The 26581-nt window shown below is 62.3% G+C and carries 22 protein-coding genes, 1 tRNA gene and 1 pseudogene; 20 read left to right on the top strand and 4 right to left on the bottom strand.

What is annotated here, in order from left to right; genetic code table 11:
- Positions 1–74 precede the first annotated feature (74 nt).
- Positions 75–332: a GlsB/YeaQ/YmgE family stress response membrane protein gene (locus CK226_RS07265; RefSeq protein ID WP_064982869.1), complete on the top strand. Its 258-nt coding sequence runs from the start codon at positions 75–77 to the stop codon at positions 330–332.
- A gap of 192 nt (positions 333–524) precedes the next feature.
- Here the strand turns inward: CK226_RS07265 and CK226_RS07260 are convergent, their stop codons facing one another.
- The gene (locus tag CK226_RS07260; RefSeq protein WP_095791469.1) at positions 525–1412 is read right to left on the bottom strand and encodes a DMT family transporter; all 888 of its coding nucleotides are present in this window, start codon (positions 1410–1412) and stop codon (positions 525–527) included.
- 294 nt (positions 1413–1706) lie between these two features.
- Here CK226_RS07260 and tuf (CK226_RS07250) point away from each other — a divergent pair, with 294 nt between their 5' ends.
- The 15 genes and pseudogenes from tuf (CK226_RS07250) to CK226_RS07180 all read left to right on the top strand — a co-directional run bounded on the left by tuf (CK226_RS07250) (position 1707) and on the right by CK226_RS07180 (position 19392).
- Positions 1707–2882, top strand: coding sequence for an elongation factor Tu (gene tuf, locus CK226_RS07250; RefSeq protein WP_010909256.1), 1176 nt, complete (start codon positions 1707–1709; stop codon positions 2880–2882).
- A gap of 216 nt (positions 2883–3098) precedes the next feature.
- Complete coding sequence (locus CK226_RS07245) at positions 3099–4694, top strand: hypothetical protein (protein ID WP_245437686.1); 1596 nt, start codon at positions 3099–3101, stop codon at positions 4692–4694.
- A 100-nt stretch (positions 4695–4794) separates the two neighbouring features.
- Positions 4795–5277, top strand: coding sequence for a group II truncated hemoglobin (locus tag CK226_RS07240; RefSeq protein ID WP_095788279.1), 483 nt, complete (start codon positions 4795–4797; stop codon positions 5275–5277).
- A 192-nt stretch (positions 5278–5469) separates the two neighbouring features.
- Positions 5470–5541: pseudogene (locus CK226_RS35465) on the top strand (hypothetical protein); the annotation flags it as partial.
- Between the two features lie 82 nt (positions 5542–5623).
- Positions 5624–5699: transfer RNA gene (locus tag CK226_RS07230), tRNA-Trp, on the top strand.
- A 361-nt stretch (positions 5700–6060) separates the two neighbouring features.
- Complete coding sequence (gene secE, locus CK226_RS07225) at positions 6061–6264, top strand: preprotein translocase subunit SecE (RefSeq protein WP_010909260.1); 204 nt, start codon at positions 6061–6063, stop codon at positions 6262–6264.
- Between the two features lie 29 nt (positions 6265–6293).
- Positions 6294–6821, top strand: coding sequence for a transcription termination/antitermination protein NusG (gene nusG, locus CK226_RS07220; protein WP_010909261.1), 528 nt, complete (start codon positions 6294–6296; stop codon positions 6819–6821).
- Between the two features lie 172 nt (positions 6822–6993).
- Positions 6994–7422 (top strand): 50S ribosomal protein L11, encoded by a 429-nt coding sequence (rplK, locus tag CK226_RS07215; protein ID WP_010909262.1) that lies wholly within the window; start codon positions 6994–6996, stop codon positions 7420–7422.
- 4 nt (positions 7423–7426) lie between these two features.
- The gene (rplA, locus tag CK226_RS07210; RefSeq protein WP_010909263.1) at positions 7427–8125 is read left to right on the top strand and encodes a 50S ribosomal protein L1; all 699 of its coding nucleotides are present in this window, start codon (positions 7427–7429) and stop codon (positions 8123–8125) included.
- Between the two features lie 392 nt (positions 8126–8517).
- Entirely contained in the window at positions 8518–9036 is a 519-nt protein-coding gene (gene rplJ, locus CK226_RS07205) for a 50S ribosomal protein L10 (RefSeq protein WP_019857958.1), read from the top strand.
- A gap of 54 nt (positions 9037–9090) precedes the next feature.
- A complete protein-coding gene (gene rplL / locus CK226_RS07200) occupies positions 9091–9468 on the top strand; it encodes a 50S ribosomal protein L7/L12 (protein ID WP_010909265.1) in 378 nt (125 codons plus the stop codon).
- 251 nt (positions 9469–9719) lie between these two features.
- Positions 9720–13856, top strand: coding sequence for a DNA-directed RNA polymerase subunit beta (gene rpoB / locus CK226_RS07195; RefSeq protein WP_095791466.1), 4137 nt, complete (start codon positions 9720–9722; stop codon positions 13854–13856).
- A 131-nt stretch (positions 13857–13987) separates the two neighbouring features.
- Entirely contained in the window at positions 13988–18184 is a 4197-nt protein-coding gene (rpoC, locus tag CK226_RS07190) for a DNA-directed RNA polymerase subunit beta' (protein ID WP_095770854.1), read from the top strand.
- Positions 18185–18269: 85 nt separating this feature from the next.
- Positions 18270–18935: an O-methyltransferase gene (locus CK226_RS07185; RefSeq protein WP_095791465.1), complete on the top strand. Its 666-nt coding sequence runs from the start codon at positions 18270–18272 to the stop codon at positions 18933–18935.
- 91 nt (positions 18936–19026) lie between these two features.
- A complete protein-coding gene (locus tag CK226_RS07180) occupies positions 19027–19392 on the top strand; it encodes a hypothetical protein (protein ID WP_210202227.1) in 366 nt (121 codons plus the stop codon).
- A 42-nt stretch (positions 19393–19434) separates the two neighbouring features.
- Here the strand turns inward: CK226_RS07180 and CK226_RS07175 are convergent, their stop codons facing one another.
- From CK226_RS07175 to CK226_RS07165, 3 genes are all read right to left on the bottom strand, one after another.
- A complete protein-coding gene (locus CK226_RS07175; RefSeq protein WP_095791464.1) occupies positions 19435–20361 on the bottom strand; it encodes a Gfo/Idh/MocA family oxidoreductase in 927 nt (308 codons plus the stop codon).
- Positions 20362–20436: 75 nt separating this feature from the next.
- Complete coding sequence (locus CK226_RS07170; RefSeq protein ID WP_095791463.1) at positions 20437–21552, bottom strand: PLP-dependent cysteine synthase family protein; 1116 nt, start codon at positions 21550–21552, stop codon at positions 20437–20439.
- A gap of 13 nt (positions 21553–21565) precedes the next feature.
- Entirely contained in the window at positions 21566–21847 is a 282-nt protein-coding gene (locus CK226_RS07165; protein ID WP_095770223.1) for a transcriptional regulator, read from the bottom strand.
- 475 nt (positions 21848–22322) lie between these two features.
- Here CK226_RS07165 and rpsL point away from each other — a divergent pair, with 475 nt between their 5' ends.
- The 4 genes from rpsL to tuf (CK226_RS07145) form a co-directional block, all read left to right on the top strand.
- The gene (gene rpsL, locus CK226_RS07160) at positions 22323–22694 is read left to right on the top strand and encodes a 30S ribosomal protein S12 (protein ID WP_006333356.1); all 372 of its coding nucleotides are present in this window, start codon (positions 22323–22325) and stop codon (positions 22692–22694) included.
- Positions 22695–22754: 60 nt separating this feature from the next.
- Entirely contained in the window at positions 22755–23225 is a 471-nt protein-coding gene (gene rpsG, locus CK226_RS07155; RefSeq protein ID WP_006202127.1) for a 30S ribosomal protein S7, read from the top strand.
- Positions 23226–23254: 29 nt separating this feature from the next.
- A complete protein-coding gene (gene fusA / locus CK226_RS07150) occupies positions 23255–25345 on the top strand; it encodes an elongation factor G (protein WP_095770222.1) in 2091 nt (696 codons plus the stop codon).
- A 67-nt stretch (positions 25346–25412) separates the two neighbouring features.
- Positions 25413–26581, top strand: a 1169-nt coding sequence (tuf, locus tag CK226_RS07145; RefSeq protein ID WP_095791823.1) for an elongation factor Tu, incomplete at its 3' end; no start/stop codon positions are given.

The raw sequence follows: 26581 nt of genomic DNA, 5'->3' as shown, positions 1-26581 counted from the left end.
GCGGAATTTCAAGCTGGCTTGAGCTTTTGACAATCATATGAAAATGTCGCGATGGCAGGGGATGGAGAGGAAAAATGGGTATCATCAGCTGGATCATTCTCGGCGCCATCGCCGGCTTCCTCGGCAGCAAGATCGTCAACAAGACCGGCCAAGGCCTGATCATGGATGTCGTGCTCGGCATTGTCGGCGCCATTGTCGGCGGCGTGATCTGCAGCCAGCTCTTCGGCGTGGGTGTCACCGGTCTCAACATCTCCAGCCTGATCGTCGCGGTGGTTGGCGCGGTGGTTGTGCTCTGGGCCTATCACCAGTTCAGCGGACGGCGGACGCTCTAAGCGCCAGCTGGATGATCTGAAGTTTGGAATTTCTGCCGAGGCAAGACCAGCGTCGGCTTGCCTATGGCATCAACACTGCATCGGCCGCGGCGAAGAAGATCAGCGTTCCGGCGATGAACACCGCCCAGCCGATCAGCGACTTGCGAATAGCGGCCTTGTGCTCGGCGTCGGACAGGCGCTCGGCTGCCGATGCTAGGCGACGACAGTCAGCCGGCGCTTGCGCTGGTCCAGCGAGACGATGGTCAGGCCGCTGGCCACCACCAGCAGGATGCCGCAGACCGCCAGCGCGTTGGGGAACTGGCCGAACACCAGCAGGCCCGAAATGACGGCCCAGACGGTGAAGCAGTAATAGAACGGCGCCACCGCGCTGGTCGGCCCGACGCGATAGGCCATGAAGATGAAGAAGTGGCCGAAGATCAGGAAAAGACCGGCCCCGGCCAGCAGCAGCAAATGGCGAGCTTCGGGCATCACCCAGCGCTCGGACGCCAGATGCGCCGCGCCGGCACCGATCAGCACCACCACCACGGCGGAAATCGCCACGATCATTCCCGGCACCTCCGTCGGCACATGCCTGCCGGCAAGATCGCGCGCGGCCGCCAGCGCGGCGTTGCCGAGCGCGAGCAGCGCATAGACCGAAATGCCTTGCATGGTCGGCTGCGCCACCATCAGCGCGCCGATGAAGCCGAGCCCGATCAGCGCCATGCGCTGGCCGCCGATGCGCTCGCCAAACAGGATCGACGAGCCGACCAGCATCAAGAGCGGCGTGATTTGTCCCAGCGCCGTGGAATCCGCGATCTGCATGTTGGCGAGGGCCACGACGTAGCAAAGGATCGCCGCCAGCTCGAGCAGGTTCCTGCACAGAACGCGCCTGTCGAAGATCAACGGGATCTGTTTGCCGTAGCCCAGCACGAACAACAGCGGGAAGCCCCAGAGCGTCGCGGCGGCACCACGCAGGAACAGCACCTCATAGGACGGCAACCCCGCGGTCGCGAGTTTCATCATCGTATCGTTGACCAGGTACGACCCGGTCGAGATGATCATGAACAGCGGGCCGCGGATTGAGGCAGGGATGAATTGCATGGAGTCAGGAGATCAGACCTCGATGGCCGCCGCAATGGGCCATCGTCTGGCCGTGATCGAGACAGGAATTGGCCGGCAAGAACATGGGATGCAGGCCTCGATCGATCGGCATGTCACCCATTCCATTTCCCCCATCGCCTTCCTATATCGGCGCCATATCCCCGCAATCGGATCTCAGGTTCGGACAGAGTGAGACGGCACCCGGCCAAAAGACGCTTGTGTTTTTTGGCCTTTGTCGCTAATCGCCCCGCATTCGACTGAACTGAAGGTCAAGGCCGTCCAAGGAAAGAGACTATGGCAAAAGGTAAATTCGAGCGCACTAAGCCTCATGTGAACATCGGCACGATTGGTCACGTTGACCATGGCAAGACGTCGCTGACGGCGGCGATCACGAAGTATTTTGGCGAGTACAAGCGCTACGACCAGATCGATGCGGCGCCGGAAGAGAAGGCGCGCGGCATCACCATCTCGACGGCTCACGTTGAATACGAGACGGCCAACCGCCACTACGCCCACGTCGACTGCCCCGGCCACGCCGACTATGTGAAGAACATGATCACCGGCGCCGCGCAGATGGACGGCGCGATCCTGGTCGTGTCGGCCGCCGACGGCCCGATGCCGCAGACCCGCGAGCACATCCTGCTTGCCCGTCAGGTCGGCGTGCCGTCGATCGTGGTGTTCCTGAACAAGGTCGACCAGGTCGACGACGCCGAGCTTTTGGAACTGGTCGAGCTCGAGGTTCGCGAGCTTCTGTCGAAGAACGAATTCCCCGGCGACGACATTCCGATCGTCAAGGGTTCGGCGCTGGCCGCGCTGGAGGATTCGAACAAGACGATCGGCGAGGACGCGATCCGCGAGCTGATGGCTCAGGTCGACGCCTACATCCCGACCCCGGTTCGTCCGCTCGACAAGCCGTTCCTGATGCCGATCGAGGACGTGTTCTCGATCTCGGGCCGTGGCACGGTGGTGACCGGCCGCGTCGAGCGCGGCGTGGTCAAGGTCGGCGAGGAACTGGAGATCATCGGCATCCGTCCGACGACCAAGACGACCTGCACGGGCGTGGAAATGTTCCGCAAGCTGCTCGATCAGGGCCAGGCTGGCGACAACATCGGCGCGCTGCTGCGCGGCGTTGATCGTGAAGGCGTCGAGCGCGGCCAGGTTCTGGCCAAGCCCGGCACGGTGAAGCCGCACAAGAAGTTCGTGGCCGAAGCCTACATCCTGACCAAGGACGAAGGTGGCCGTCACACGCCGTTCTTCACCAACTACCGTCCGCAGTTCTACTTCCGCACGACGGACGTGACCGGCATCGTGTCGCTGCCGGCCGGCACCGAGATGGTGATGCCTGGCGACAACATCACGGTCGATGTCGAGCTGATCGTGCCGATCGCCATGGAAGAGAAGCTGCGCTTCGCCATCCGTGAAGGCGGCCGCACCGTCGGTGCCGGCATCGTCGTCACCATCAAGGAATAATCGAGACCGGCATCGGCCGGATCGACAAGGAAAGGGCGGTCTTCGGGCCGCCCTTTTTCGTTAACGTCGCTGCGTGACATCGGAACAGCGCCTGCCCTGTTGCAAGCGCCATCACGGCAACTAGTATAGGTTGCATTGCGGGAGCTTTGCGAAAGAGTGGTTCCAGGGCGCTGTTTCGGCGAGAAGGGGTGGCAGTTGCGGGCACTGGTCCGTCTCATGCTGTTGGTCCCTGCGGTCCTGCCGGCCCAGGCCCAGGAGCAGTCTCTGGACATCCCGCCGATGCGCTTCGCCGTCGTGCGCAGCAATGCGCCGGGCTGCGAGCCCAATTGTCCGGAATGGATATCGGCTGAAGGCACGATCGCGGCGGGCACGCCGTCACTCTTCAAACGCACGCTCAAAACGTTGAAGGGACGGCAACTGCCCGTCGTCGTCAGCTCGCCCGGCGGCAGTGTCGATGCCGCGCTCGCACTTGGCAGGATGATCCGCAAGGCCAAGCTCGATATCGCCGTCGGCGTGACGGTGTTTTCCGGCTGCCAGCCGGAGGCGAAGAATTGCAGCGACAACAAGGGCAAGGGTGCCGACTATTTCGGCATGGCCTTTGACGACGGGGCCATGTGCAATTCGGCCTGTCCGCTGATGTTTTCCGGCGGTGTCCGCCGCGTGGTCGGAGATCTTGCCTATCTCGGCGTCCACCAGATCACCACCACCTACAAGCGCGAGAAGCTGCTCTACCGGACCACCTACCGGATCGTGAACGGCAAGAGGAAGGTCATCAACACCAAGGTGGTCAGCCGGAAAAGTGCCGGCAGCTACAAGACCTACGAGATGAGCAAGGCGGTCGAGAAGACGCTATCGGCCTATCTCAGGGAAATGGGGATAGGCGACGGCGTGCTGGAAATGATGAAGGCCACGCCAGCCAGCGACATCCGCCAGATCGCGCTCGACGACATGCTGACGATGAATTTGGTGACCAGCCGAGACGCGGCGGATCTGTTGACCTCCGCGAGCCTGTGCGCACTGCAGCAGCCGGCTGCGAACTGCCGGGAGATACCGAGCCCTGCAAACGATGCGACGCCATCGGCCGCTCCGACGGGCAAGCCCCGGGATGTCGCACCGGTTGGAATGGAAACCGCGAAGGCCGGCGCGGACATGCGCTTTGTCGTGGTTCGCGGCAGCAATCCGCTGTGTAATCCCGACTGTCCGGAATGGATCTCGGCGGAAGGCGTGATTACGAGCCAGACACCGCAGAAGCTGCGCCAGTTGCTCGCCACGCTTGGCGAGCGGCGCCTGCCTGTCGTGATCAGCTCACGGGGAGGTGACCTGTCCGGCGCCCTTGCGGCGGGCCGGCTTATCCACGAAAGGAAGCTCGACGTCGCCGTCGGCCGGACCGATTTCGTCGATTGCGACCCAGGGGCATGGAATTGCCTGGCCAAGGAGGGCGCCTATGCCGGTTTGAGCATCGATGCGGGCGTCGAATGCGATACGGCGTGCGCGCTGATGCTTGCCAGCGGCGCGAGAAGGCTTGTCGGTCCCGAGGCGCGGCTCAGCCTGTATCCGATGGGACAGAAGCAGATGGTCAAGGCGTATCTCGAGGAGATGGCGATCGGTCCCGCTCTGTTCAAAGCGATCGCGGGGCGCGCGGCCGAGCGCCGGCTTGAACCGGACATCATGCTGAAGGCGGGATTGATAACGGGGCCGCAATCGGTCGACGCACTGACCGGCGCCACGATTTGCAAAGCTGTTCCCAGGCCCGACAATTGCCGCGGCCTGCCGCCCGCCAATGCGGCGGCCGATGCGCCCGCAAAGCTGTAGCGCGCGGCTTCGGAAACTGGCCATAGAGGCAGGTTGAGCTGCCTTCGATCTTTCCGCTATCGTCGCCGCCGGTGGCGCCGGGGCTGGCGGAGGATCGATGATGAGCCGGGATGTTCCGACACTCTACGAATGGGCCGGTGGCAGCGATGCCCTGAACCGGCTCACGCAGACCTTCTATGACAAGGTGGCAAAGGACCCGGTCGTCGGGCCGGTATTCAAGGCGATGTCGCCGGACCATCCCGCCCATGTCGCGGCCTTCATCGGCGAGGTCTTTGGCGGACCGAAGACCTATAGCGAGAAATTCGGCGGCCACCGCGAGATGGTCATGCATCATCTGGGCAAGCATCTGACGGAAGAACAGCGCCGCCGCTGGATCAACCTGCTCGCCGACGCAGCCGACGAGGTCGGCTTGCCGGACGATCCCGAATTCCGTTCGGCCTTCATGGGCTATATCGAATGGGGATCGCGATTGGCCAAGATGAACTCCAATCTCGGCGAGACCTGCGATCCGGAAACCGAGCCGATGCCTGCCTGGGGCTGGGGCGTGCCTGGCGGGCCGTACACGCCGCCGGTAACAAAGTAGCTTCCATCCGCCTCGGAGTGCGGGGCTGATGTCGGCCCATTTCAAGACCGTGCGCTGGCGCGAGTGGGACGGCCCCGGTATCGAGCATCTTGAACTGCGTGAGCGCGCAGGGGAGGTTTTTGCCGACTCCGTCGTCATGAGCTCCGGCCAAAGGAGGGCAGACGATATCTCTATGAATCGCGCGTCAGTGACTTCAGGCGCGAACTCGAGATCGACCACGACGGGCTGGTCGTCACCTATCCCGATTTCTGGCAAAGGGGATGAAGGCGCGTTTGCGTGCAAACCACTCTTTACAGACAGCGCGGAAGCTTTTAGGAAGCCCCTGCTGCGCCGAAGCGCGCACGATACGGGCATAGCTCAGTTGGTAGAGCGGCGGTCTCCAAAACCGCAGGTCGTAGGTTCGAGCCCTGCTGCCCGTGCCATTCAAAATGGCCGTCAGAAATGATATTTCCGCGGACCGCCCTTTGAAAATCGGCGACACGCTTGCCATATTAGGGCGATTGGGGCATAAGGACGCCATAGCCGGGACGGAACGACTGGATGGTTCCGAGGCGGCGTTTGGTCATAAAGCGGACACTTGCCACTTGCGTGGATCAAGAATCGGTTTTATGTAGACAGAACAGACACGCGACGCGTGGAGCTGGGAAGCCGGCTTTACGCGTCTGATTTGCATGGGCGAAATGATTGCGCTGATTCGGCGCGAGACTGGGCCCAGGCGGCACGTCCCGGCCAGCGGGATCATCCAGGGGACCCGGCCAACGGGTCTTGAAGACAGAGCGGCATATGGCTTCGAAAACCACAAATCCTTTCGTCTTTCTCCAGCAGGTTCGCTCGGAGACCGCCAAGGTGACTTGGCCGTCGCGGCGCGAAACGATGATCTCGACGGTGATGGTTCTGGCCTTCGCTGTGATTGCGATGATCTTTTTCTTTAGCGCCGATCAGTTGATGGGCCTCGCGATCGAACAGATTCTGGGCATTGGACGCTAAGTCCGGCGACTACGGAGAAGTCTAAAAAAATGGCTGCGCGCTGGTACATCGTCCACGCTTATTCGAACTTTGAAAAGAAGGTCGCCGAGGACATCGAGAACAAGGCCAAGCAGAAGGGCCTGTCCGCCGATATCGAGCAGATCGTGGTGCCGACCGAGAAGGTGGTCGAGGTTCGTCGTGGCCGCAAGGTCGATGCCGAGCGCAAGTTCTTCCCGGGCTATGTGCTCCTGAAGGCCAATTTGACCGACGCCGTGTTCTCGCTCGTGAAGAACACGCCGAAGGTCACCGGTTTTCTCGGTGACTCCAAGCCGGTGCCGATCACCGAGGCGGAAGCGCAGCGCATCCTGAACCAGGTGCAGGAAGGCGTCGAGCGGCCGAAGCCCTCGGTCACTTTCGAGATCGGCGAGGCGATCCGCGTCTCGGATGGTCCTTTCGCGTCGTTCAACGGCTTCGTCCAGGAAGTGGACGAGGAGCGGGCGCGGCTCAAGGTGGAAGTTTCGATCTTCGGGCGCGCCGTGCCTGTCGATCTGGAATTCGGACAGGTCGAAAAGGGCTGATCCGAAATCCCTGATGCCGGTCTGGCGATCAGGGGAGGCGGTGCGGAAACGCATGGCCTGAGAACGGTGGGAGGCGAACGTGGCTTTAGCCGGCCGCGCGAACCGCACCACCAGACTGCAACCGCCGGTGTTTTCCCTGATGGGGCCGGCATAGACAAAGGCAGGAAAAGAGATGGCTAAGAAAATTGCAGGCCAGCTCAAGCTTCAGGTCTCCGCGGGTTCGGCCACGCCGTCGCCCCCGATCGGCCCGGCGCTTGGTCAGCGCGGCATCAACATCATGGAGTTCTGCAAGGCGTTCAACGCGCAGACCCAGGAAATGGAAAAGGGATCGCCGGTTCCGGTCGTCATCACCTACTATCAGGACAAGTCGTTCACCTTCGTCATGAAGACGCCGCCGGTGAGCTATTTCCTGAAGAAGGCCGCGAACCTGAAGTCGGGCTCGAAGGAGCCGGGCAAGGTCAAGGCTGGCACCGTTTCGCGCGACAAGGTGCGCGAAATCGCGACCGCCAAGATGAAGGATCTGAACGCAAACGACGTCGAGGCGGCCATGCGCATGGTCGAGGGCTCCGCCCGCTCGATGGGTCTGGAAGTGGTGGGCTGAGATCATGGCAAAGATTGCAAAGCGTGTATCGAAGACCCGCGAAGGCATCGATCCCAACAAGGCTTATGCCCTGGGTGAAGCGCTGAAGCTGCTCAAGGACCGTTCCTCGGTCAAGTTCGACGAGACCGTCGAAGTCGCCATGAACCTCGGCGTCGACCCGCGCCATGCCGACCAGATGGTCCGCGGCGTGGTCAACCTGCCGAACGGCACCGGCCGCTCGGTTCGCGTCGCCGTGTTCGCCCGTGGCGACAAGGCCGAGGAAGCCAAGGCCGCCGGCGCCGACATCGTCGGCGCGGAAGACCTGGTCGACATCGTCCAGAAGGGCACGATCGATTTCGATCGCTGCATCGCCACGCCGGACATGATGCCGCTGGTCGGCCGTCTCGGTAAGGTGCTCGGCCCGCGCGGCATGATGCCGAACCCGAAGGTCGGCACCGTCACCACCGACGTCGCCGCCGCCGTCAAGGCATCGAAGGGCGGCGCGGTCGAGTTCCGCGTCGAGAAGGCCGGCATCGTTCATGCCGGCGTCGGCAAGGTCTCGTTCGACGTCAAGGCGCTGGAAGAGAACATCCGCGCCTTCGCCGATGCGGTGACCAAGGCAAAGCCGGCTGGCGCCAAGGGCAACTACGTCAAGAAGGTGTCGGTCACCTCGACGATGGGCCCGGGCCTCAAGCTCGACGTCTCGACGCTCGCTGCGTCCTGATTAAGACCATTTGGATCGGCCGCCGGAAGGCCGATCCGTGACTGAATTCCGGGCCTTGGATTTATCCTGGGCCCGGTGCCGGAAGTCGAAAGGCTTCCGGACATCCTGTCCGAGATTGCAGGCGGCCCAAAAGCCTTAATTCATGTGGGCCTGCATGAGACGGGTGAAGACCCGACAACGGAGCGAATGCTCCAATGAAAGGTTCGAACCGTGTTTGCCTTTTGTCTGCGCATCGCCGGCCTTGCCGTCGGTGTGGCGAAAGGGGGCAGGATCCTCGAGCGTCGTTCGGGAGATCCGTTACTGGATGGCCCGGCCGGCAAAAGGCAACCCGACGCCTGTCCTCGAAATGAGATGTTCTCATTGACGGGATTGGGGTCAACTGGAGATAGGCAGTGGACAGAGCGGAAAAACGCGAACTCGTCACGGGCCTGAACGAAGCGTTCGGAAACGCAGGTTCAGTCGTCGTGGCCCACTATGCCGGTATCACCGTCGCGCAAATGAACGACCTTCGGTCGAAAATGCGCGCCGCCGGTGGCACCGTTAAAGTCGCGAAGAACCGTCTCGCCAAAATCGCTCTTCAGGGCACGGACTCCGCATCAATCATCGACCTGTTCAAGGGACAGACGCTGATTGCTTATTCGGAGGATCCGATTGCGGCGCCGAAGGTCGCGTCCGATTTCGCCAAGGGAAATGACAAGCTCGTCATTCTCGGCGGCGCAATGGGCACCACCTCGCTCAATGCCGACGGTGTGAAGGCACTCGCCACACTTCCGTCGCTCGATGAGCTGCGCGCCAGGCTGGTTGGCATGATCGCCACGCCGGCAACCCGGATCGCCCAGATCGTCAATGCGCCAGCGGCCTCGGTCGCGCGCGTCATCGGCGCTTACGCCCGGAAGGACGAGGCGGCATGAGGCCGTTCCTCGCTATCAAAAACACACGTTCGAACCTAACGAAGGAATACAACAATGGCTGATCTCGCAAAGATCGTAGACGACCTTTCGAAGCTGACCGTCCTCGAGGCGGCCGAGCTGTCGAAGCTTCTGGAAGAAAAGTGGGGCGTTTCGGCTGCTGCTCCGGTGGCGGTTGCCGCTGCTGGCGGCGCTGCCGCTGCTGCTGCTCCGGCCGAGGAAAAGACGGAATTCGACGTCGTCCTCACCGACGCTGGCGCTCAGAAGATCAACGTCATCAAGGAAGTCCGCGCCATCACCGGTCTTGGCCTCAAGGAAGCCAAGGACCTGGTCGAAGCGGCTCCGAAGCCGGTCAAGGAAGGCGTTTCCAAGGCCGACGCTGACAAGTTCAAGGCCCAGCTGGAAGCAGCCGGCGCCAAGGTCGACCTGAAGTAAGCGTAAAAGCGGCGGGCGGCCTCGCGCCGTCCGCCACTCCCTTCGCCTGGAGGGAGGACGCGTAGCGCGAGATGTACGAGAACCTCTTTCCTGAGGGCCGCGAACCGGCCTTCAGGAAACGGGTTTTCTCCCGTTTTAGCCGTCCGCCGAAAGGCGGACGGAGAACAGACAGAGAGCCGCCGCCCAGGCGGTTCGGTATGCAAGGCGGACCGCGGCGAGGTTCGTCCCGAGTTTAGAGCTAAGGAGCGACGATGGCCCAGACCCAGACTTTCAATGGCCGCAGACGCGTACGCAAGTTCTTCGGAAAGATTCCGGAAGTTGCGGAGATGCCGAACCTGATCGAGGTTCAGAAGGCATCCTATGACCAGTTCCTGATGGTGGACGAGCCCAAGGGCGGCCGTCCGGACGAGGGGCTGCAGGCTGTTTTCAAGTCGGTCTTCCCGATCTCCGATTTTTCCGGCTCCTCGATGCTGGAGTTCGTGAAGTACGAGTTCGAAGGACCGAAATTCGACGTTGACGAATGCCGTCAGCGCGACCTGACTTATGCCGCGCCGCTGAAGGTGACGCTGCGCCTCATCGTGTTCGATATCGACGAGGATACCGGCGCCAAGTCGATCAAGGACATCAAGGAGCAGGACGTCTACATGGGCGACATGCCGCTCATGACCTTGAACGGCACCTTCATCGTCAACGGCACCGAGCGCGTCATCGTCTCGCAGATGCACCGTTCGCCGGGCGTCTTCTTCGACCACGACAAGGGCAAGTCGCACTCGTCGGGCAAGCTTCTGTTTGCCGCGCGCGTCATTCCCTATCGCGGCTCGTGGCTCGACATCGAGTTCGATTCCAAGGACGTGGTGCACGCCCGCATCGACCGCCGCCGCAAGATTCCGGTGACGTCGCTGTTGATGGCGCTCGGCATGGATGGCGAAGAGATCCTGTCGACCTTCTACAACAAGATCAGCTATGTGCGCGCCGGCGACCACTGGCGCATTCCGTTCAACGTCGAGCGTTTCCGCGGCCTCAAGGCCGTCGGCGATCTGGTCGACGCCGATACGGGCGAGATCGTTGTCGAGGCCGGCAAGAAGATCACCGCCCGCCAGGCGCGCCAGCTCGGCGAAAAGGGCCTGAAGGCGATCAAGGCGACCGATGAGGATTTGCTCGGCAACTACCTGGCCGAGGACATCGTCAATTACGCCACCGGCGAGATCTTCCTCGAAGCCGGCGACGAGATCGATGAAAAGACGCTCAAGGTGCTGCTTGGCACCGGCGAGCAGGAGATCAAGGTTCTCGACATCGACCACGTCAATGTCGGCGCCTATATCCGCAACACGCTCAACGTCGACAAGAACGAGAGCCGCCAGGACGCGCTGTTCGACATCTATCGTGTCATGCGCCCGGGCGAGCCGCCGACGCTCGAGACCGCCGAAGCCATGTTCAACTCGCTGTTCTTCGATAGCGAGCGCTACGATTTGTCGGCTGTCGGCCGCGTCAAGATGAACATGCGCCTCGAACTCAAGGCCGAGGACACCGTGCGCGTGCTGCGCAAGGAGGACATCCTGGCCGTGGTCAAGACGCTGGTCGAACTGCGCGACGGCAAGGGCGAGATCGACGACATCGACAATCTCGGCAACCGCCGCGTGCGTTCCGTCGGCGAGTTGATGGAGAACCAGTACCGCGTCGGCCTGCTGCGCATGGAGCGCGCGATCAAGGAGCGTATGTCCTCGATCGAGATCGACACGGTGATGCCGCAGGATCTGATCAACGCCAAGCCGGCGGCCGCCGCCGTGCGCGAGTTCTTCGGTTCCTCGCAGCTGTCGCAGTTCATGGATCAGACCAACCCGCTGTCGGAGATCACCCACAAGCGTCGTCTTTCGGCGCTTGGACCGGGCGGTCTGACCCGCGAGCGCGCCGGCTTCGAAGTGCGCGACGTGCACCCGACGCATTACGGCCGTATCTGCCCGATCGAGACGCCGGAAGGCCCGAATATCGGTCTGATCAACTCGCTGGCTACCTTCGCGCGCGTCAACAAGTACGGCTTCATCGAAAGCCCGTACCGCAAGATCGTCGACGGCAAGCTCACCAATGACGTCGTCTATCTCTCGGCGATGGAAGAAGCCAAGCACCATGTCGCGCAGGCCAACGCCGAGCTCGACAAGAATGGCGGCTTCGTCGACGAGTTCGTCATTTGCCGCAGCGCCGGCGAAGTGATGATGGCGCCGCGCGAAAACGTCGACCTGATGGACGTGTCGCCCAAGCAGATGGTGTCGGTGGCCGCGGCCCTGATTCCGTTCCTGGAAAACGACGACGCCAATCGCGCTCTGATGGGCTCGAACATGCAGCGTCAGGCCGTGCCGCTGGTGCGCGCCGAGGCGCCGTTCGTCGGCACCGGCATGGAGCCGGTCGTTGCCCGTGACTCAGGCGCCGCCATCGGTGCCCGCCGCGGTGGCATTGTCGACCAGGTGGACGCGACGCGTATCGTCATCCGCGCAACGGAAGATCTCGATCCGGGCAAGTCCGGCGTCGACATCTACCGGCTGATGAAGTTCCAGCGTTCGAACCAGAACACCTGCATCAACCAGCGTCCGCTGGTGCGCATGGGTGACCGGGTCAACAAGGGCGACATCATCGCCGACGGTCCGTCGACCGAGCTCGGTGATCTGGCGCTCGGCCGCAACGTGCTGGTCGCGTTCATGCCGTGGAACGGCTACAACTACGAGGACTCCATCCTGCTCTCCGAGCGCATCGTCGCCGACGACGTCTTCACCTCGATCCACATCGAGGAGTTCGAGGTCATGGCGCGCGATACCAAGCTTGGTCCGGAGGAAATCACGCGTGACATTCCCAACGTTTCGGAAGAAGCGCTGAAGAACCTCGACGAAGCTGGCATCGTCTATATCGGCGCGGAAGTGCAGCCGGGCGACATCCTCGTCGGCAAGATCACGCCGAAGGGCGAAAGCCCGATGACGCCCGAAGAGAAGCTTCTGCGCGCCATCTTCGGCGAAAAGGCTTCCGACGTGCGCGACACTTCGATGCGCATGCCTCCGGGCACTTTCGGCACCGTCGTCGAGGTGCGCGTGTTCAATCGCCACGGTGTGGAGAAGGACGAGCGCGCCATGGCAATCGAGCGCGAGGAGATCGAACGCCTCGCCAAGGACCGTGACGACGAGCAGGCCATCCTGGACCGCAACGTCTACGCGCGTCTTTCCGACGTGCTCGTCGGCAAGGAAGCGATCGCTGGACCGAAGGGCTTCAAGAAGGGCTCGACGCTGTCGAAGGATACGCTCGACGAGTATCCGCGTTCGCAGTGGTGGCAGTTTGCCGTGGAGAACGAAAAGCTCCAGAGCGAACTGGAAGCCCTGCGTGGCCAGTACGATGACTCCAAGAAGGCGCTCGAGCAGCGCTTCATGGATAAGGTCGAGAAGGTCCAGCGCGGCGACGAAATGCCTCCCGGCGTCATGAAGATGGTCAAGGCCTTCGTCGCGGTGAAGCGCAAGATGCAGCCGGGCGACAAGATGGCCGGCCGTCACGGCAACAAGGGTGTCGTGTCGCGCATCGTTCCGGTCGAGGACATGCCTTTCCTCGAGGACGGCACGCATGCCGATATCGTGCTCAACCCGCTGGGTGTGCCGAGCCGCATGAATGTCGGCCAGATCCTGGAAACGCATCTCGGCTGGGCCTGCGCGGGCATGGGCAGGAAGATCGGCGAACTGATCGACACGTACAAGGCGGCCGGCGACATCAAGCCGCTGCGCAAGACGCTCGAGAGCTTCATGCCGGCCAATGACCGCAACGAGCCGATCCGCGAGTATGACGACGAGAGCATTGTTCGCCTCAGCGAGCAGATGCGCCGCGGCGTCTCGATCGCGACCCCGGTGTTCGACGGTGCGCACGAGGCTGACATCAACATCATGCTGGAGCAGGCGGGCCTGCACACCAGCGGTCAGTCGCAGCTCTATGACGGACGCACGGGCGAGCCGTTCGATCGCAAGGTGACGATGGGCTATATCTACATGCTCAAGCTTCACCACCTGGTGGACGACAAGATCCACGCGCGTTCGATCGGTCCGTACTCGCTCGTCACCCAGCAGCCGCTGGGCGGCAAGGCGCAGTTCGGTGGCCAGCGCTTCGGTGAAATGGAGGTCTGGGCGCTGGAAGCCTATGGCGCCGCCTACACGCTGCAGGAAATGCTGACGGTGAAGTCGGACGACGTCGCCGGCCGCACCAAGGTCTACGAGGCGATCGTGCGCGGCGACGACACGTTCGAGGCCGGCATTCCGGAGAGCTTCAACGTGCTCGTCAAGGAAATGCGGTCTCTCGGCCTCAATGTCGAGCTGGAGAACACCAAGCTCGACGACGCCCCGGTTCGGCTGCCCGACGCGGCTGAGTAAAGGCTAGAGCGCGCCGCACGAAGTTGCGGCGCGCCAAAGGAATTCGACGGCCGGTGGCCGACAAAGACGGCGGGCGTTTGGCCCGCGACTAGATGCAAGGGGTTTTCGAGGACCCCGAAAAGGAGAACGGCATGAACCAAGAGGTCATGAATCTCTTCAATCCGCAGGCGCCTGCGCAGGTGTTCGATTCCATCCGGATCTCACTGGCCAGCCCTGAGAAGATTCTGTCCTGGTCGTTCGGCGAGATCAAGAAGCCGGAGACCATCAACTACCGCACCTTCAAGCCGGAGCGTGACGGTCTGTTCTGCGCGCGCATTTTTGGCCCGATCAAGGACTATGAGTGCCTGTGCGGCAAGTACAAGCGCATGAAGTACAAGGGCGTCATCTGTGAAAAGTGCGGCGTCGAAGTCACGCTGTCGCGCGTCCGCCGCGAGCGCATGGGCCATATCGAGCTCGCCGCTCCCGTCGCCCATATCTGGTTCTTGAAGTCGCTGCCCTCGCGCATCGGCACGCTGCTCGACATGACCCTGAAGGACATCGAGCGCGTCCTTTACTTCGAGAACTACATCGTCACCGAACCCGGCCTCACCGCGCTGAAGGAGCACCAGCTGCTCAGCGAGGAAGAGTACATGATCGCCGTCGACGAGTATGGCGAGGATTCGTTCACCGCCATGATCGGCGCCGAGGCCATTCATGACCTTCTGGCCGGCATGGATCTGGAGAAGATCGCCGGCGACCTGCGTTCGGAACTGGCTTCGACCACCTCCGAACTCAAGCAGAAGAAGTATCTGAAGCGGCTCAAGGTCGTCGAGAACTTCATGGAATCCGGCAACCGTCCGGAATGGATGATCATGAAGGTGGTTCCGGTGATCCCGCCGGACCTGCGTCCGCTGGTTCCTCTGGACGGCGGCCGTTTCGCGACGTCCGACCTGAACGATCTCTATCGCCGCGTCATCAACCGCAACAACCGCCTGAAGCGGCTGATCGAGTTGCGTGCGCCCGGCATCATCGTGCGCAATGAAAAGCGCATGCTGCAGGAAGCTGTCGACGCACTGTTCGACAACGGCCGTCGCGGCCGCGTCATCACCGGCGCCAACAAGCGTCCGCTGAAGTCGCTTTCCGATATGCTCAAGGGCAAGCAGGGCCGGTTCCGTCAGAACCTGCTCGGCAAGCGCGTCGACTATTCCGGCCGCTCGGTCATCGTCACCGGTCCGGAGCTCAAGCTGCACCAGTGCGGCCTGCCGAAGAAGATGGCGCTCGAACTGTTCAAGCCCTTCATCTACGCCCGTCTCGACGCCAAGGGTTACTCCTCGACCGTCAAGCAGGCCAAGAAGCTGGTCGAGAAGGAGCGTCCGGAAGTCTGGGATATCCTCGACGAGGTCATCCGCGAGCATCCGGTGCTGCTCAACCGCGCGCCGACGCTGCACCGCCTCGGCATCCAGGCGTTCGAGCCGATCCTGATCGAAGGCAAGGCGATCCAGCTGCACCCGCTGGTCTGCACGGCCTTCAACGCCGACTTCGACGGCGACCAGATGGCGGTCCACGTGCCGCTGTCCCTGGAAGCGCAGCTTGAAGCCCGCGTGCTGATGATGTCGACCAACAACATCCTGCACCCGGCTTCCGGCGCGCCGATCATCGTGCCGTCGCAGGACATGGTTCTGGGTCTCTACTATCTCTCGATCGTCAACCAGAACGAGCCGGGCGAGGGCATGGTGTTTGCCGATATGGGCGAACTCCAGCACGCGCTCGAGACCAAGGCGGTGACCCTGCACGCCAAGATCAAGGGTCGCTTCCGCACGGTCGACGCCGAAGGCAAGGTCGTGTCGAAGATCCATGACACCACGCCTGGCCGCATGATCATCGGCGAGCTTCTGCCGAAAAACGTCAATGTGCCTTACGAGACCGCCAACCAGGAGATGACCAAGAAGAACATCTCCAAGATGATCGATACCGTCTACCGCCATTGCGGTCAGAAGGAGACGGTCATTTTCTGCGACCGTATCATGGCGCTCGGCTTCGCTCACGCCTGCCGTGCCGGCATTTCGTTCGGCAAGGACGACATGCTGATCCCGGACAGCAAGATCAAGCTGGTCTCCGACACCGAGGCTTTGGCCAAGGAATACGAGCAGCAGTACAATGACGGCCTGATCACGCAGGGCGAGAAGTACAACAAGGTCGTCGACGCCTGGGCCAAGTGCTCGGAAAAGGTCGCCGACGAGATGATGGCCCGCATCAAGGCGGTGGAGTTCGAGGACAACGGCCGTCAGAAGCCGATGAACTCGATCTACATGATGTCGCACTCCGGTGCGCGTGGCTCGCCCACGCAGATGCGCCAGCTCGCCGGCATGCGCGGCCTGATGGCCAAGCCGTCGGGTGAAATCATCGAGACGCCGATCATCTCGAACTTCAAGGAAGGCCTGACCGTGCTCGAGTACTTCAACTCGACCCACGGCGCCCGCAAGGGTCTGGCCGACACCGCCTTGAAGACGGCGAACTCGGGTTACCTCACCCGCCGTCTGGTCGACGTGGCGCAGGACTGCATCGTCAACTCCGTGGATTGCGGCACCGACAAGGGCCTCACCATGCAGCCGATCGTCGATGCCGGCCAGGTCGTCGCTTCGGTCGGCCAGCGCGTGCTGGGCCGCACCGCGCTCGACGACATCAACCATCCGGTGACCGGCGACCTTCTGGTCAAGGCCGGAACGCTGATGGACGAGCGCGACGTGGAGCAGATCGAAAAGGCCGGCGTCCAGTCGGTCCGCATCCGCTCGGCACTGACCTGCGAGGTCAGGGTCGGTGTGTGCGCGGTCTGCTACGGACGCGATCTGGCGCGCGGCACCCCGGTCAACCAGGGTGAAGCCGTCGGCGTCATCGCGGCGCAGTCGATCGGCGAGCCGGGCACCCAGCTCACCATGCGTACCTTCCACATGGGCGGTACCGCGCAGGTGGTGGATAGCTCGTTCCTTGAAGCCTCCTATGAGGGCAAGGTCGAAATCCGCAACCGCAACGTGGTGCGCAACTCCGACGGCCAGCAGATGGTCATGGGCCGCAACATGGCGGTGCTGATCCTCGACGAAGCCGGCAAGGAGCGCGCCACGCACCGTGTCACCTATGGTTCGCGTATCTTCGTGGACGATGGCGACAAGGTGAAGCGCGGCCAGCGTATTGCCGAGTGGGATCCCTACACCCGCCCGATCCTCACCGAAATCGAGGGCAAGGTGGCGTTCGAGGATCTGGTCGACGGCATCTCCGTCCAGGAAACGGCCGACGAGTCGACAGGCATCACCAAGCGTGAGGTCATCGACTGGCGTTCGACGCCGCGCGGCAACGATCTGAAGCCGGCGATCGTCGTTCAGGACGGCAAGGGCAAGGTCGGCAAGCTGTCGAAGGGTGGCGATGCCCGCTTCCTGCTCTCGGTCGAGGCCATTCTCTCGGTCGAGCCGGGTGCGCAGGTTCGTCCCGGCGACGTGCTGGCGCGTATCCCGATGGAAAGCGCCAAGACCAAGGACATCACCGGCGGTCTGCCGCGTGTTGCCGAACTGTTCGAGGCACGTCGTCCGAAGGATCACGCCATCATCGCCGAGATCGATGGCACGATCCGCTTCGGCCGCGACTACAAGAACAAGCGCCGCATCATCATCGAGCCGCATGACTCGACGCTCGAGCCGGTCGAATACCTGATCCCGAAGGGCAAGCCGTTCCATCTCCAGGACGGCGACGTCATCGAGAAGGGCGACTACATCCTCGACGGCAATCCGGCGCCGCACGACATCCTGGCGATCAAGGGCGTGGAGGCTCTTGCTTCCTACCTCGTCAACGAGATCCAGGAAGTCTACCGCCTGCAGGGCGTGTCGATCAACGACAAGCACATCGAGGTGATCGTTCGCCAGATGCTGCAGAAGGTCGAGATCACCACGCAGGGCGACTCGACCTACATCCCGGGCGACCACGTCGACGTGATCGAACTGGAAGAGGTCAACGAGCGGCTGATCGAGGACGGCAAGAAGCCGGCCGAAGGCCAGCCGGTGCTGCTCGGCATCACCAAGGCCTCGCTGCAGACGCCGTCCTTCATCTCGGCCGCCTCCTTCCAGGAGACGACCAGGGTGCTGACGGAAGCAGCCGTTGCCGGCAAGACCGACATGCTGCAGGGCTTGAAGGAAAACGTCATCGTCGGCCGGTTGATCCCGGCCGGTACGGGCGGCACGATGAGCCAGATCCGGCGCATCGCCACCTCGCGCGACGAACTCATCATCGACGAGCGCCGCAAGGCCTCCGGGGTGGAAGTGGCCGAGCCGATGCTGGCCGATATGACAACCGCCGCGCAGTAGGCGCGGCGGCAAAAATCTCAGGCAACAGAAGCCGTCGGGGCAACCCGGCGGCTTTTTCCTTTCAGCGAACGATCGAGGAAGGCAGATGAGCACGAAGACCTGGACGGCTGTCGACAACTACATCGTTTCCTCGCTCTTCGAGGCGGATCCCGTTCTCGATGCGGTTCTGGCGGCCAACCGCGACAATGGCCTGCCAGCGATCGACGTCTCGGCGGCGCAGGGCAAGCTGCTCTCGCTTCTGGCGCGCATCCAGGGCGCGAAAAAGGTTCTCGAAATCGGCACGTTGGGCGGCTATTCGACGATCTGGATGGCTCGCGCCTTGCCCATGGACGGCAAGATCGTCACGCTTGAACTGGACCCGCATCACGCCAAGGTCGCGCGGTCGAATTTCGAGCGGGCAGGCGTGTCGGACCAAGTGGAACTGCGGGTCGGGCCGGCCCTTGAATCGCTGGCCGCGCTAAGTGCTGAAAATGCCGGGCCGTTCGATCTCATCTTCATCGATGCCGACAAGCCGAACAACCCGAACTATCTCTCCTGGGCCATGCGGCTTTCGCGGCCGGGAACGGTCATCGTCTGCGACAACGTCATCCGCGACGGCTATGTCGTGAACGAAGATGGCCGCGATGCCAATGTCGAAGGCGCACGCGCGGCCTTTTCATTCATCGGTGGCGACAAACGACTGGACGGCACAGCCATCCAGACCGTCGGCGCCAAGGGATATGACGGCTTTGCCATTGCGATTGTAAAATGAGGTTGCTGGCGGTGGTTTCTGGTTGACTGCCGCGAAGACGATCCAGCTATGGTGTATGGATTTATCCTGAAGGTGCTTGGGGAATTGGCAATTGAACGAAGTCGCGCTCTGGGAATTGATCAACGAGAGCCGGAACCGCATGAGTTTAGCGCAGAGAAGGCTCTGGGATCTGATCAGAATCGATCCAGAACAGTGGATTCATCGTTCACCGACTGGAAATGTCAGCATTTGGGTCGTGGCTCTGATCGGTCGCGGCGTCATTTCCTACAACGACGCTGAGAACGGTTTCGACCGCTCAAGTTTCGTCCAATACGGCGAGATCGTCGAGCTCGGCTGGGGACAGGACGAACTTGAGGGGGCCGTTCAGCACGTGTTGAACGAACTGGAGCTCGGATATCGGACGGCGCCCGGCATCTCCCGGCCTCAGCCGGGAGAGTTTCCAGACGAAAAGCGATGATGCAGATGGGTCCGCCGTGCTGACAATTCATCTGCCGCAGGCTTAGTCGAAAAACGCCTCGACCACGTTGCGCTTGCCGAGCATGAAGGCATCGGCGACATGCTGGAGCGGCGCCAGGTCGACGTCCGAGCTGCCGGCGCGCAGGATCTCGGCAAAACGCTTGTAGAGCATCGGGTATTCCGCCTCAGGCTCCTCATGCACCACGCGGCCGTCGATGGCGAGCTTCGAGCCGCCGCCGGAAAGCACCATCTTGCCCGCATCTGTGTCGGCCAGGATGTCCCAGCTTTGCGGGCCGGTCTGCAGCCAGTCGAGATCCATCGTCACCGGCAATCCGTTCGAGGTGCGGAAGGTGACTTGCGCCGCGACCGGGGCGGCGCGGTTTTCAGGAAAGTCGAGCACGGCCGAGGTGATGAACATTGCCGGCAGGATGTGGGTCGCGATCGACAGCGCATTGATGCCGGGATCGAAGACCCCGAAGCCGCCAGGTGCCCAGATCCAGTCCTGGTTCGGATGCCAGCGGCGCACATCTTCCTTCCAGACGATCGCCGCGGAGCGGAGCCGGGTCGATGCGAGAAAGCCGCGCGCGGCCTCCACCGCCGGCGCATAGCGCGAGTGCCAGCTGGCAAACAGCGAGACGCCGTTTTTCGCGGCCAGCACCTTCAGGTCCTCGACCTCGCTGACCGTGGCGCCCGGCGGCTTTTCCAGGAAGACGTGCTTCTTTGCCTCGAGCGCGGTGCGCGCGGCATCGTAGCGGAATTGCGGTGGCATACAGAGCGAGACAGCCTCGAGTTCCGCCACCGCGTCCAGCATCGCCTCGATGGTCGGAAAGTTCGGGATGCCGTCGACCTTGCCATGCCGGCTGGCGGCGGCGATGAGGCGATAGTTCTGGTCTTTCGCCAGCGCCGGCAGATGCTGGTCGCGAACGATCTTGCCGACGCCGACGATGCCGATGTTGATGGGCTGGGACACGGCCGCTCCGTCTGTTTGATGATGGTGAGCGTTTCTATCAGAACACTTGCCCCGGGCAAGCCGGAAGCCGAAAAGTCAGCCCCAGCTTTCCTCGAATTGCAGTGTCAGTTTTCCGCCTCCCAAAAAGGCTTCGATCGCAGGTTCGAAGGGCGAGGGGTCGAGGCCGTTGGCCGCCAGCCACTCATCAGAATAGTAGGTGTTGGCGTAACGGTCGCCGGAATCGCAGATCAGCGTCACCAGCGAACCGGTCTTACCGTGCTCGATCATGCGCGCCGCCTGAAAGCACATGGCGATGAAGTTGGTGCCAGTCGAACCGCCGACACGACGGCCGAGCCGGCGCGACAACACCCGCATTGCCGCCAGCGACACGGCATCCGGCACCTGCAACATGTGATCAATGACACCTAGGACGAAGGAGGGCTCCATGCGCGGTCGGCCAATGCCTTCGATGCGCGACGGCTGCTCGCAGCGACATTCGCGATCATGCGTGGCAAAGCCTTCGAAGAAGGCCGAGCGTTCTACATCCGCCACCGACAGCCGCGTGGCGTGCCGCTTGTAGCGCAGGTATCGGCCGATCGTGGCGGTGGTGCCGCCCGTCCCGCCACTCATCACGATCCAGCTTGGGATGGGGTGCCGCTCCTCGCGCATCTGTCCGAAGATGGAATCAGCGATGTTGTTGTTGCCGCGCCAGTCGGTGGCACGTTCGGCATAGGTAAACTGGTCCATGAAATGGCCGCCGAGCCGTTCGCTGAGTTCGGACGACTCGGCATAGATGCGCCTGCCGTCATCGATGAAATGGCAGTTGCCCCCATAGTGCTCGATCGCGGCGATCTTTTCGCGCGACGTCGACCGAGGCATCACCGCATAGAAGGGCACGCCGATCATGCGCGCGAAATAGGCTTCCGACACAGCTGTCGAGCCTGATGAGGCTTCGACCACCGGGGTGTCTTCACGGACAAGGCCATTGCACAGCGCATAGAGAAACAGCGAACGCGCAAGTCTGTGCTTGAGGCTGCCGGTCGGATGGGTGGACTCATCCTTAAGATAGAAGTCGATTCCAATCAGCGCCGGCAGATCGAATTTCCAGAGGTGGGTATCGGCCGAACGGTGTTGGTCGGCCTCGATCGCGGCGACCGCCTGGTCGGTCCAGGCTCGGGATGCAGGTTCAATCGGCTTTGATCCGGCCATCATCGGTGCCCTGGTTTCAGATCGGTGCGTCGAAGGTGACGATCGACACTTCGCCTTCGAGCGCGCCCTGATAGGCCGACAGATGCGGCTCGTCGTCCGGCACGCCGTCCATATCGCCGATCTGGTCGAGCTCGGCCTCGGCGTAACCTTCCGCCGCAAGCGATTCGAGGGCGCGACGCACCGCCGAATCGTCGTCGGGCGCCACCAGCATGACGTGGACGCCTTCCGGCTTGCCGCCTTTGCGCTTCCACACCCGGCCGGTGATGATGGTGACCGGGCGTTCTTCATTGTCGTTCACGGGCTGATTCCTCCTGGCAAAGCGCGGGCGAGGGGATTTTGAGTGCTCAGGCGGCCTTTTCGCATGAAGCGGGGCCGCGCGACAGCCAAAAACCGGTTACTTTCTTCTCCGTCCTTGCAAAATGGCGAAAGAAAATTACCTGCGGTTTTCGCATGGCTGCCAAGCCCCGCCTTCGATGCAATATTTGCCGCGCCGGGGTTGACGGTTCGCGGGCTTACGAGTAGAAGCCGCCCAGTCAGAACCGATGTGAGGCTCTCCCTTCCGAAGCGACACGCTTTGGAGTTTGCCTCAAACAGGGTTCGTTTTACGAGCGAAAAGACATTTCCGGCGTGCACGAAGCGGCTTCCGCTTCCTCTGCGATTTGTTCGGGCAAGACCGCGAGGCGCGGTTTGTGGCCCGAATTTGCGTATGGAAATGACGCTTTGAGCGAGCCTTGACCGGCACGAGACACGGAATTGAGAGACAAGAGGGTTTAATGCCTACCGTCAACCAGCTGATCCGCAAGCCGCGCATTGCGCCGGTGAAGCGCAACAAGGTCCCGGCCATGCAGCAGAACCCGCAGAAGCGGGGCGTCTGCACGCGCGTCTACACGACGACGCCGAAGAAGCCGAACTCGGCGCTGCGCAAGGTGGCCAAGATCCGCCTGACCAATGGTTTTGAAGTGATCGGTTACATCCCCGGCGAAGGTCACAACCTTCAGGAACACTCCGTGGTCATGATCCGCGGCGGCCGCGTCAAGGATCTTCCGGGCGTCCGCTACCACATCATCCGCGGCGTGCTCGACACGCAGGGCGTGAAGAACCGCAAGCAGCGCCGTTCGAAGTACGGCGCCAAGCGTCCGAAGTAAGATTTTCCGGCCCTGGCGCTGCTTGAAAGCGTCGGGCTATGAGATTGAGAGACAAAAGCCATGTCGCGTCGTCACAGTGCAGAAAAGCGTGAGATCAACCCGGATCCGAAGTTCGGCGATCTGATCGTCACCAAGTTCATGAACGCCGTCATGTATGACGGCAAGAAGTCGGTCGCCGAGACCATCGTCTATGGCGCGCTCGACCAGGTCCAGTCGAAGACCAAGCAGGAGCCGGTCACCGTCTTCCATCAGGCGCTCGACAATGTCGCGCCGCATGTGGAAGTGCGTTCGCGTCGCGTCGGCGGCGCCACCTACCAGGTTCCGGTCGACGTGCGTCCCGAGCGCCGTCAGGCATTGGCCATTCGTTGGCTGATCGCGGCTGCCCGCAACCGCAACGAGACCACCATGATCGATCGCCTCTCCGGCGAGCTGATGGACGCGGCCAACAACCGCGGCACGGCCGTCAAGAAGCGCGAAGACACCCACAAGATGGCTGAAGCCAACCGCGCTTTCGCACACTACCGCTGGTAAAGCGCGAACAGGACTGAGAGGCAGCTACGATGGCCCGCGAATACAAAATCGAAGACTACCGCAATTTCGGTATCATGGCGCATATTGACGCCGGCAAGACGACGACCACCGAGCGCGTCCTCTATTACACGGGCAAGTCGCACAAGATCGGCGAAGTGCACGACGGCGCTGCGACCATGGACTGGATGGAGCAGGAGCAGGAACGCGGCATCACCATCACGTCCGCCGCCACCACGACCTTCTGGAAGGGCCGTGACGGCAAGATGCGCCGCTTCAACATCATCGACACTCCCGGACACGTCGACTTCACCATCGAAGTCGAGCGTTCGCTGCGCGTGCTCGACGGCGCCATCGCGCTGCTCGACGCCAACGCCGGTGTCGAGCCGCAGACGGAAACCGTCTGGCGCCAGGCCGACAAGTACCGCGTGCCGCGCATGATCTTCTGCAACAAGATGGACAAGATCGGCGCCGACTTCTACCGCTCGGTCGAGATGATCGGCTCGCGCCTTGGTGCGCAGGCTGTCGTCATGCAGCTGCCGATCGGCGCCGAGACCGAATTCAAGGGCGTCGTCGACCTCGTCGAGATGAACGCGCTTGTCTGGCGTGACGAGACGCTGGGCGCTGCCTGGGACGTCGTCGAGATACCGGCCGACCTTCAGGCACGTGCGGTGGAATACCGCGAGAAGATGATCGAGGCCGCCGTCGAAATGGACGAGACGGCCCTCGAGAACTACCTCGAAGGCAAGATGCCGTCGAATGACGAGATCCGTTCGCTGATCCGCAAGGGCACGATCGCGGTCAAGTTCTTCCCGATGTTCTGTGGCTCGGCCTTCAAGAACAAGGGCGTGCAGCCGCTGCTCGACGCCGTCGTCGAATACCTGCCGTCGCCGGCCGACGTTCCCGCCATCAAGGGTGTCGATGCCAAGACCGACGCCGAGATCGAGCGTCATGCGGTCGATGACGAGCCGCTCTCGATGCTCGCCTTCAAGATCATGAACGACCCTTTCGTCGGTTCGCTGACCTTCGCCCGCATCTATTCGGGTAAGCTCACCAAGGGCATCTCGGTCGACAACACCGTCAAGGGCAAGAAGGAGCGCATCGGCCGCATGCTGCAGATGCATGCGAACTCGCGCGCCGACGTCGAAGAAGCCTTCGCCGGCGACATCGTCGCTCTGGCTGGCCTCAAGGACACGACCACCGGCGACACGCTGTGCGATCCGCTGCATCCGGTCATCCTCGAGCGCATGGAATTCCCCGATCCGGTCATCCAGATCGCCATCGAGCCGAAGACCAAGAACGACCAGGAAAAGATGGGCCTCGCCCTTCACCGCCTGGCTGCCGAGGATCCGTCCTTCCGCGTCAAGACCGACGAGGAAAGCGGCCAGACCATCATCTCTGGCATGGGCGAACTGCACCTCGACATCATCGTCGACCGCATGCGTCGCGAGTTCAAGGTCGAAGCCAATGTCGGCGCTCCGCAGGTGGCTTATCGCGAGACGATCACCCGCAAGCACGAGCAGGACTACACCCACAAGAAGCAGACCGGCGGTACCGGCCAGTTCGCCCGCGTCAAGGTTATCTTCGAGCCGAACACGGAGAGCGAAGAGTTCGTCTTCGAGTCCAAGATCGTCGGCGGCGCGGTGCCGAAGGAATACATTCCGGGTGTCGAAAAGGGCATCCAGAGCGTCATGGGCGCTGGTCCGTTCGCGGGCTTCCCGATGATCGGCGTCCGGGCGACGCTGATCGACGGCGCCTACCACGACGTCGACTCCTCGGTCCTGGCCTTTGAAATCGCGTCCCGCGCCTGCTTCCGTGAAGCCGCGCCCAAGCTTGGCGTGCAGCTGCTCGAGCCGATCATGAAGGTCGAAGTCGTGACGCCGGAAGACTATGTCGGCAGCGTCATCGGCGACCTGAACGGCCGTCGTGGCCAGATCCAGGGCCAGGAAGCGCGCGGCGTGGCCGTCGTCATCAACGCGATGGTGCCGCTCGCCAACATGTTCAAGTATGTCGACAACCTGCGCTCGATGAGCCAGGGCCGCGCGGCCTACACGATGCAGTTCGACCACTACGAACCGGTCCCGACCGCGGTGGCCCAGGAAGTCCAGAAAAAATACGCGTAACTCGAAAGAGCCGTCGCGGTAACGCAATTCAAAGCCCGCATGGGCGAGCAGGAAATGGAGACATCACATGGCAAAAGGTAAATTCGAGCGCACTAAGCCTCATGTGAACATCGGCACGATTGGTCACGTTGACCATGGCAAGACGTCGCTGACGGCGGCGATCACGAAGTATTTTGGCGAGTACAAGCGCTACGACCAGATCGATGCGGCGCCGGAAGAGAAGGCGCGCGGCATCACCATCTCGACGGCTCACGTTGAATACGAGACGGCCAACCGTCACTACGCCCACGTCGACTGCCCCGGCCACGCCGACTATGTGAAGAACATGATCACCGGTGCCGCGCAGATGGACGGCGCGATCCTGGTCGTGTCGGCCGCCGACGGCCCGATGCCGCAGACCCGCGAGCACATCCTGCTTGCCCGTCAGGTCGGCGTGCCGTCGATCGTGGTGTTCCTGAACAAGGTCGACCAGGTCGACGACGCCGAGCTTTTGGAACTGGTCGAGCTCGAGGTTCGCGAGCTTCTGTCGAAGAACGAATTCCCCGGCGACGACATTCCGATCGTCAAGGGTTCGGCGCTGGCCGCGCTGGAGGATTCGAACAAGACGATCGGCGAGGACGCGATCCGCGAGCTGATGGCTCAGGTCGACGCCTACATCCCGACCCCGGTTCGTCCACTCGACAAGCCGTTCCTGATGCCGATCGAAGACGTGTTCTCGATCTCGGGCCGTGGCACGGTCGTGACCGGCCGCGTCGAGCGCGGCGTGGTCAAGGTCGGCGAGGAGCTGGAGATCATCGGCATCCGTCCGACGACCAAGACGACCTGCACGGGCGTGGAAATGTTCCGCAAGCTGCTCGATCAGGGCCAGGCTGGCGACAACATCGGCGCGCTGCTGCGCGGCGTTGATCGTGAAGGCGTCGAGCGCGGCCAGGTTCTGGCCAAACCCGGCACGGTGAAGCCGGAAGAGAAGTTCGTGGCCGAAGCCTACAGCCTGACCAAGAACGAAGGTGGCCGTCACACGCCGTTCTTCACCAACTACCGTCCGCAGTTCTACTTCCGCACGACGGACGTGACCGGCATCGTGTCGCTGCCGGCCGGCACCGAGATGGTGATGCCTGGCGACAACATCACGGTCGATGTCGAGCTGATCGTGCCGATCGCCATGGAAGAGAAGCTGCGCTTCGCCATCCGTGAAGGCGGCCGCACCGTCGGTGCCGGCATCGTCGTCACCATCAA

It is taken from the genome of Mesorhizobium sp. WSM4311 (assembly GCF_002295115.1).
Classification (GTDB): domain Bacteria; phylum Pseudomonadota; class Alphaproteobacteria; order Rhizobiales; family Rhizobiaceae; genus Mesorhizobium.
Note: the sequence above shows the minus strand (reverse complement) of the source record. Positions and strands in the feature narration are given on the sequence as shown.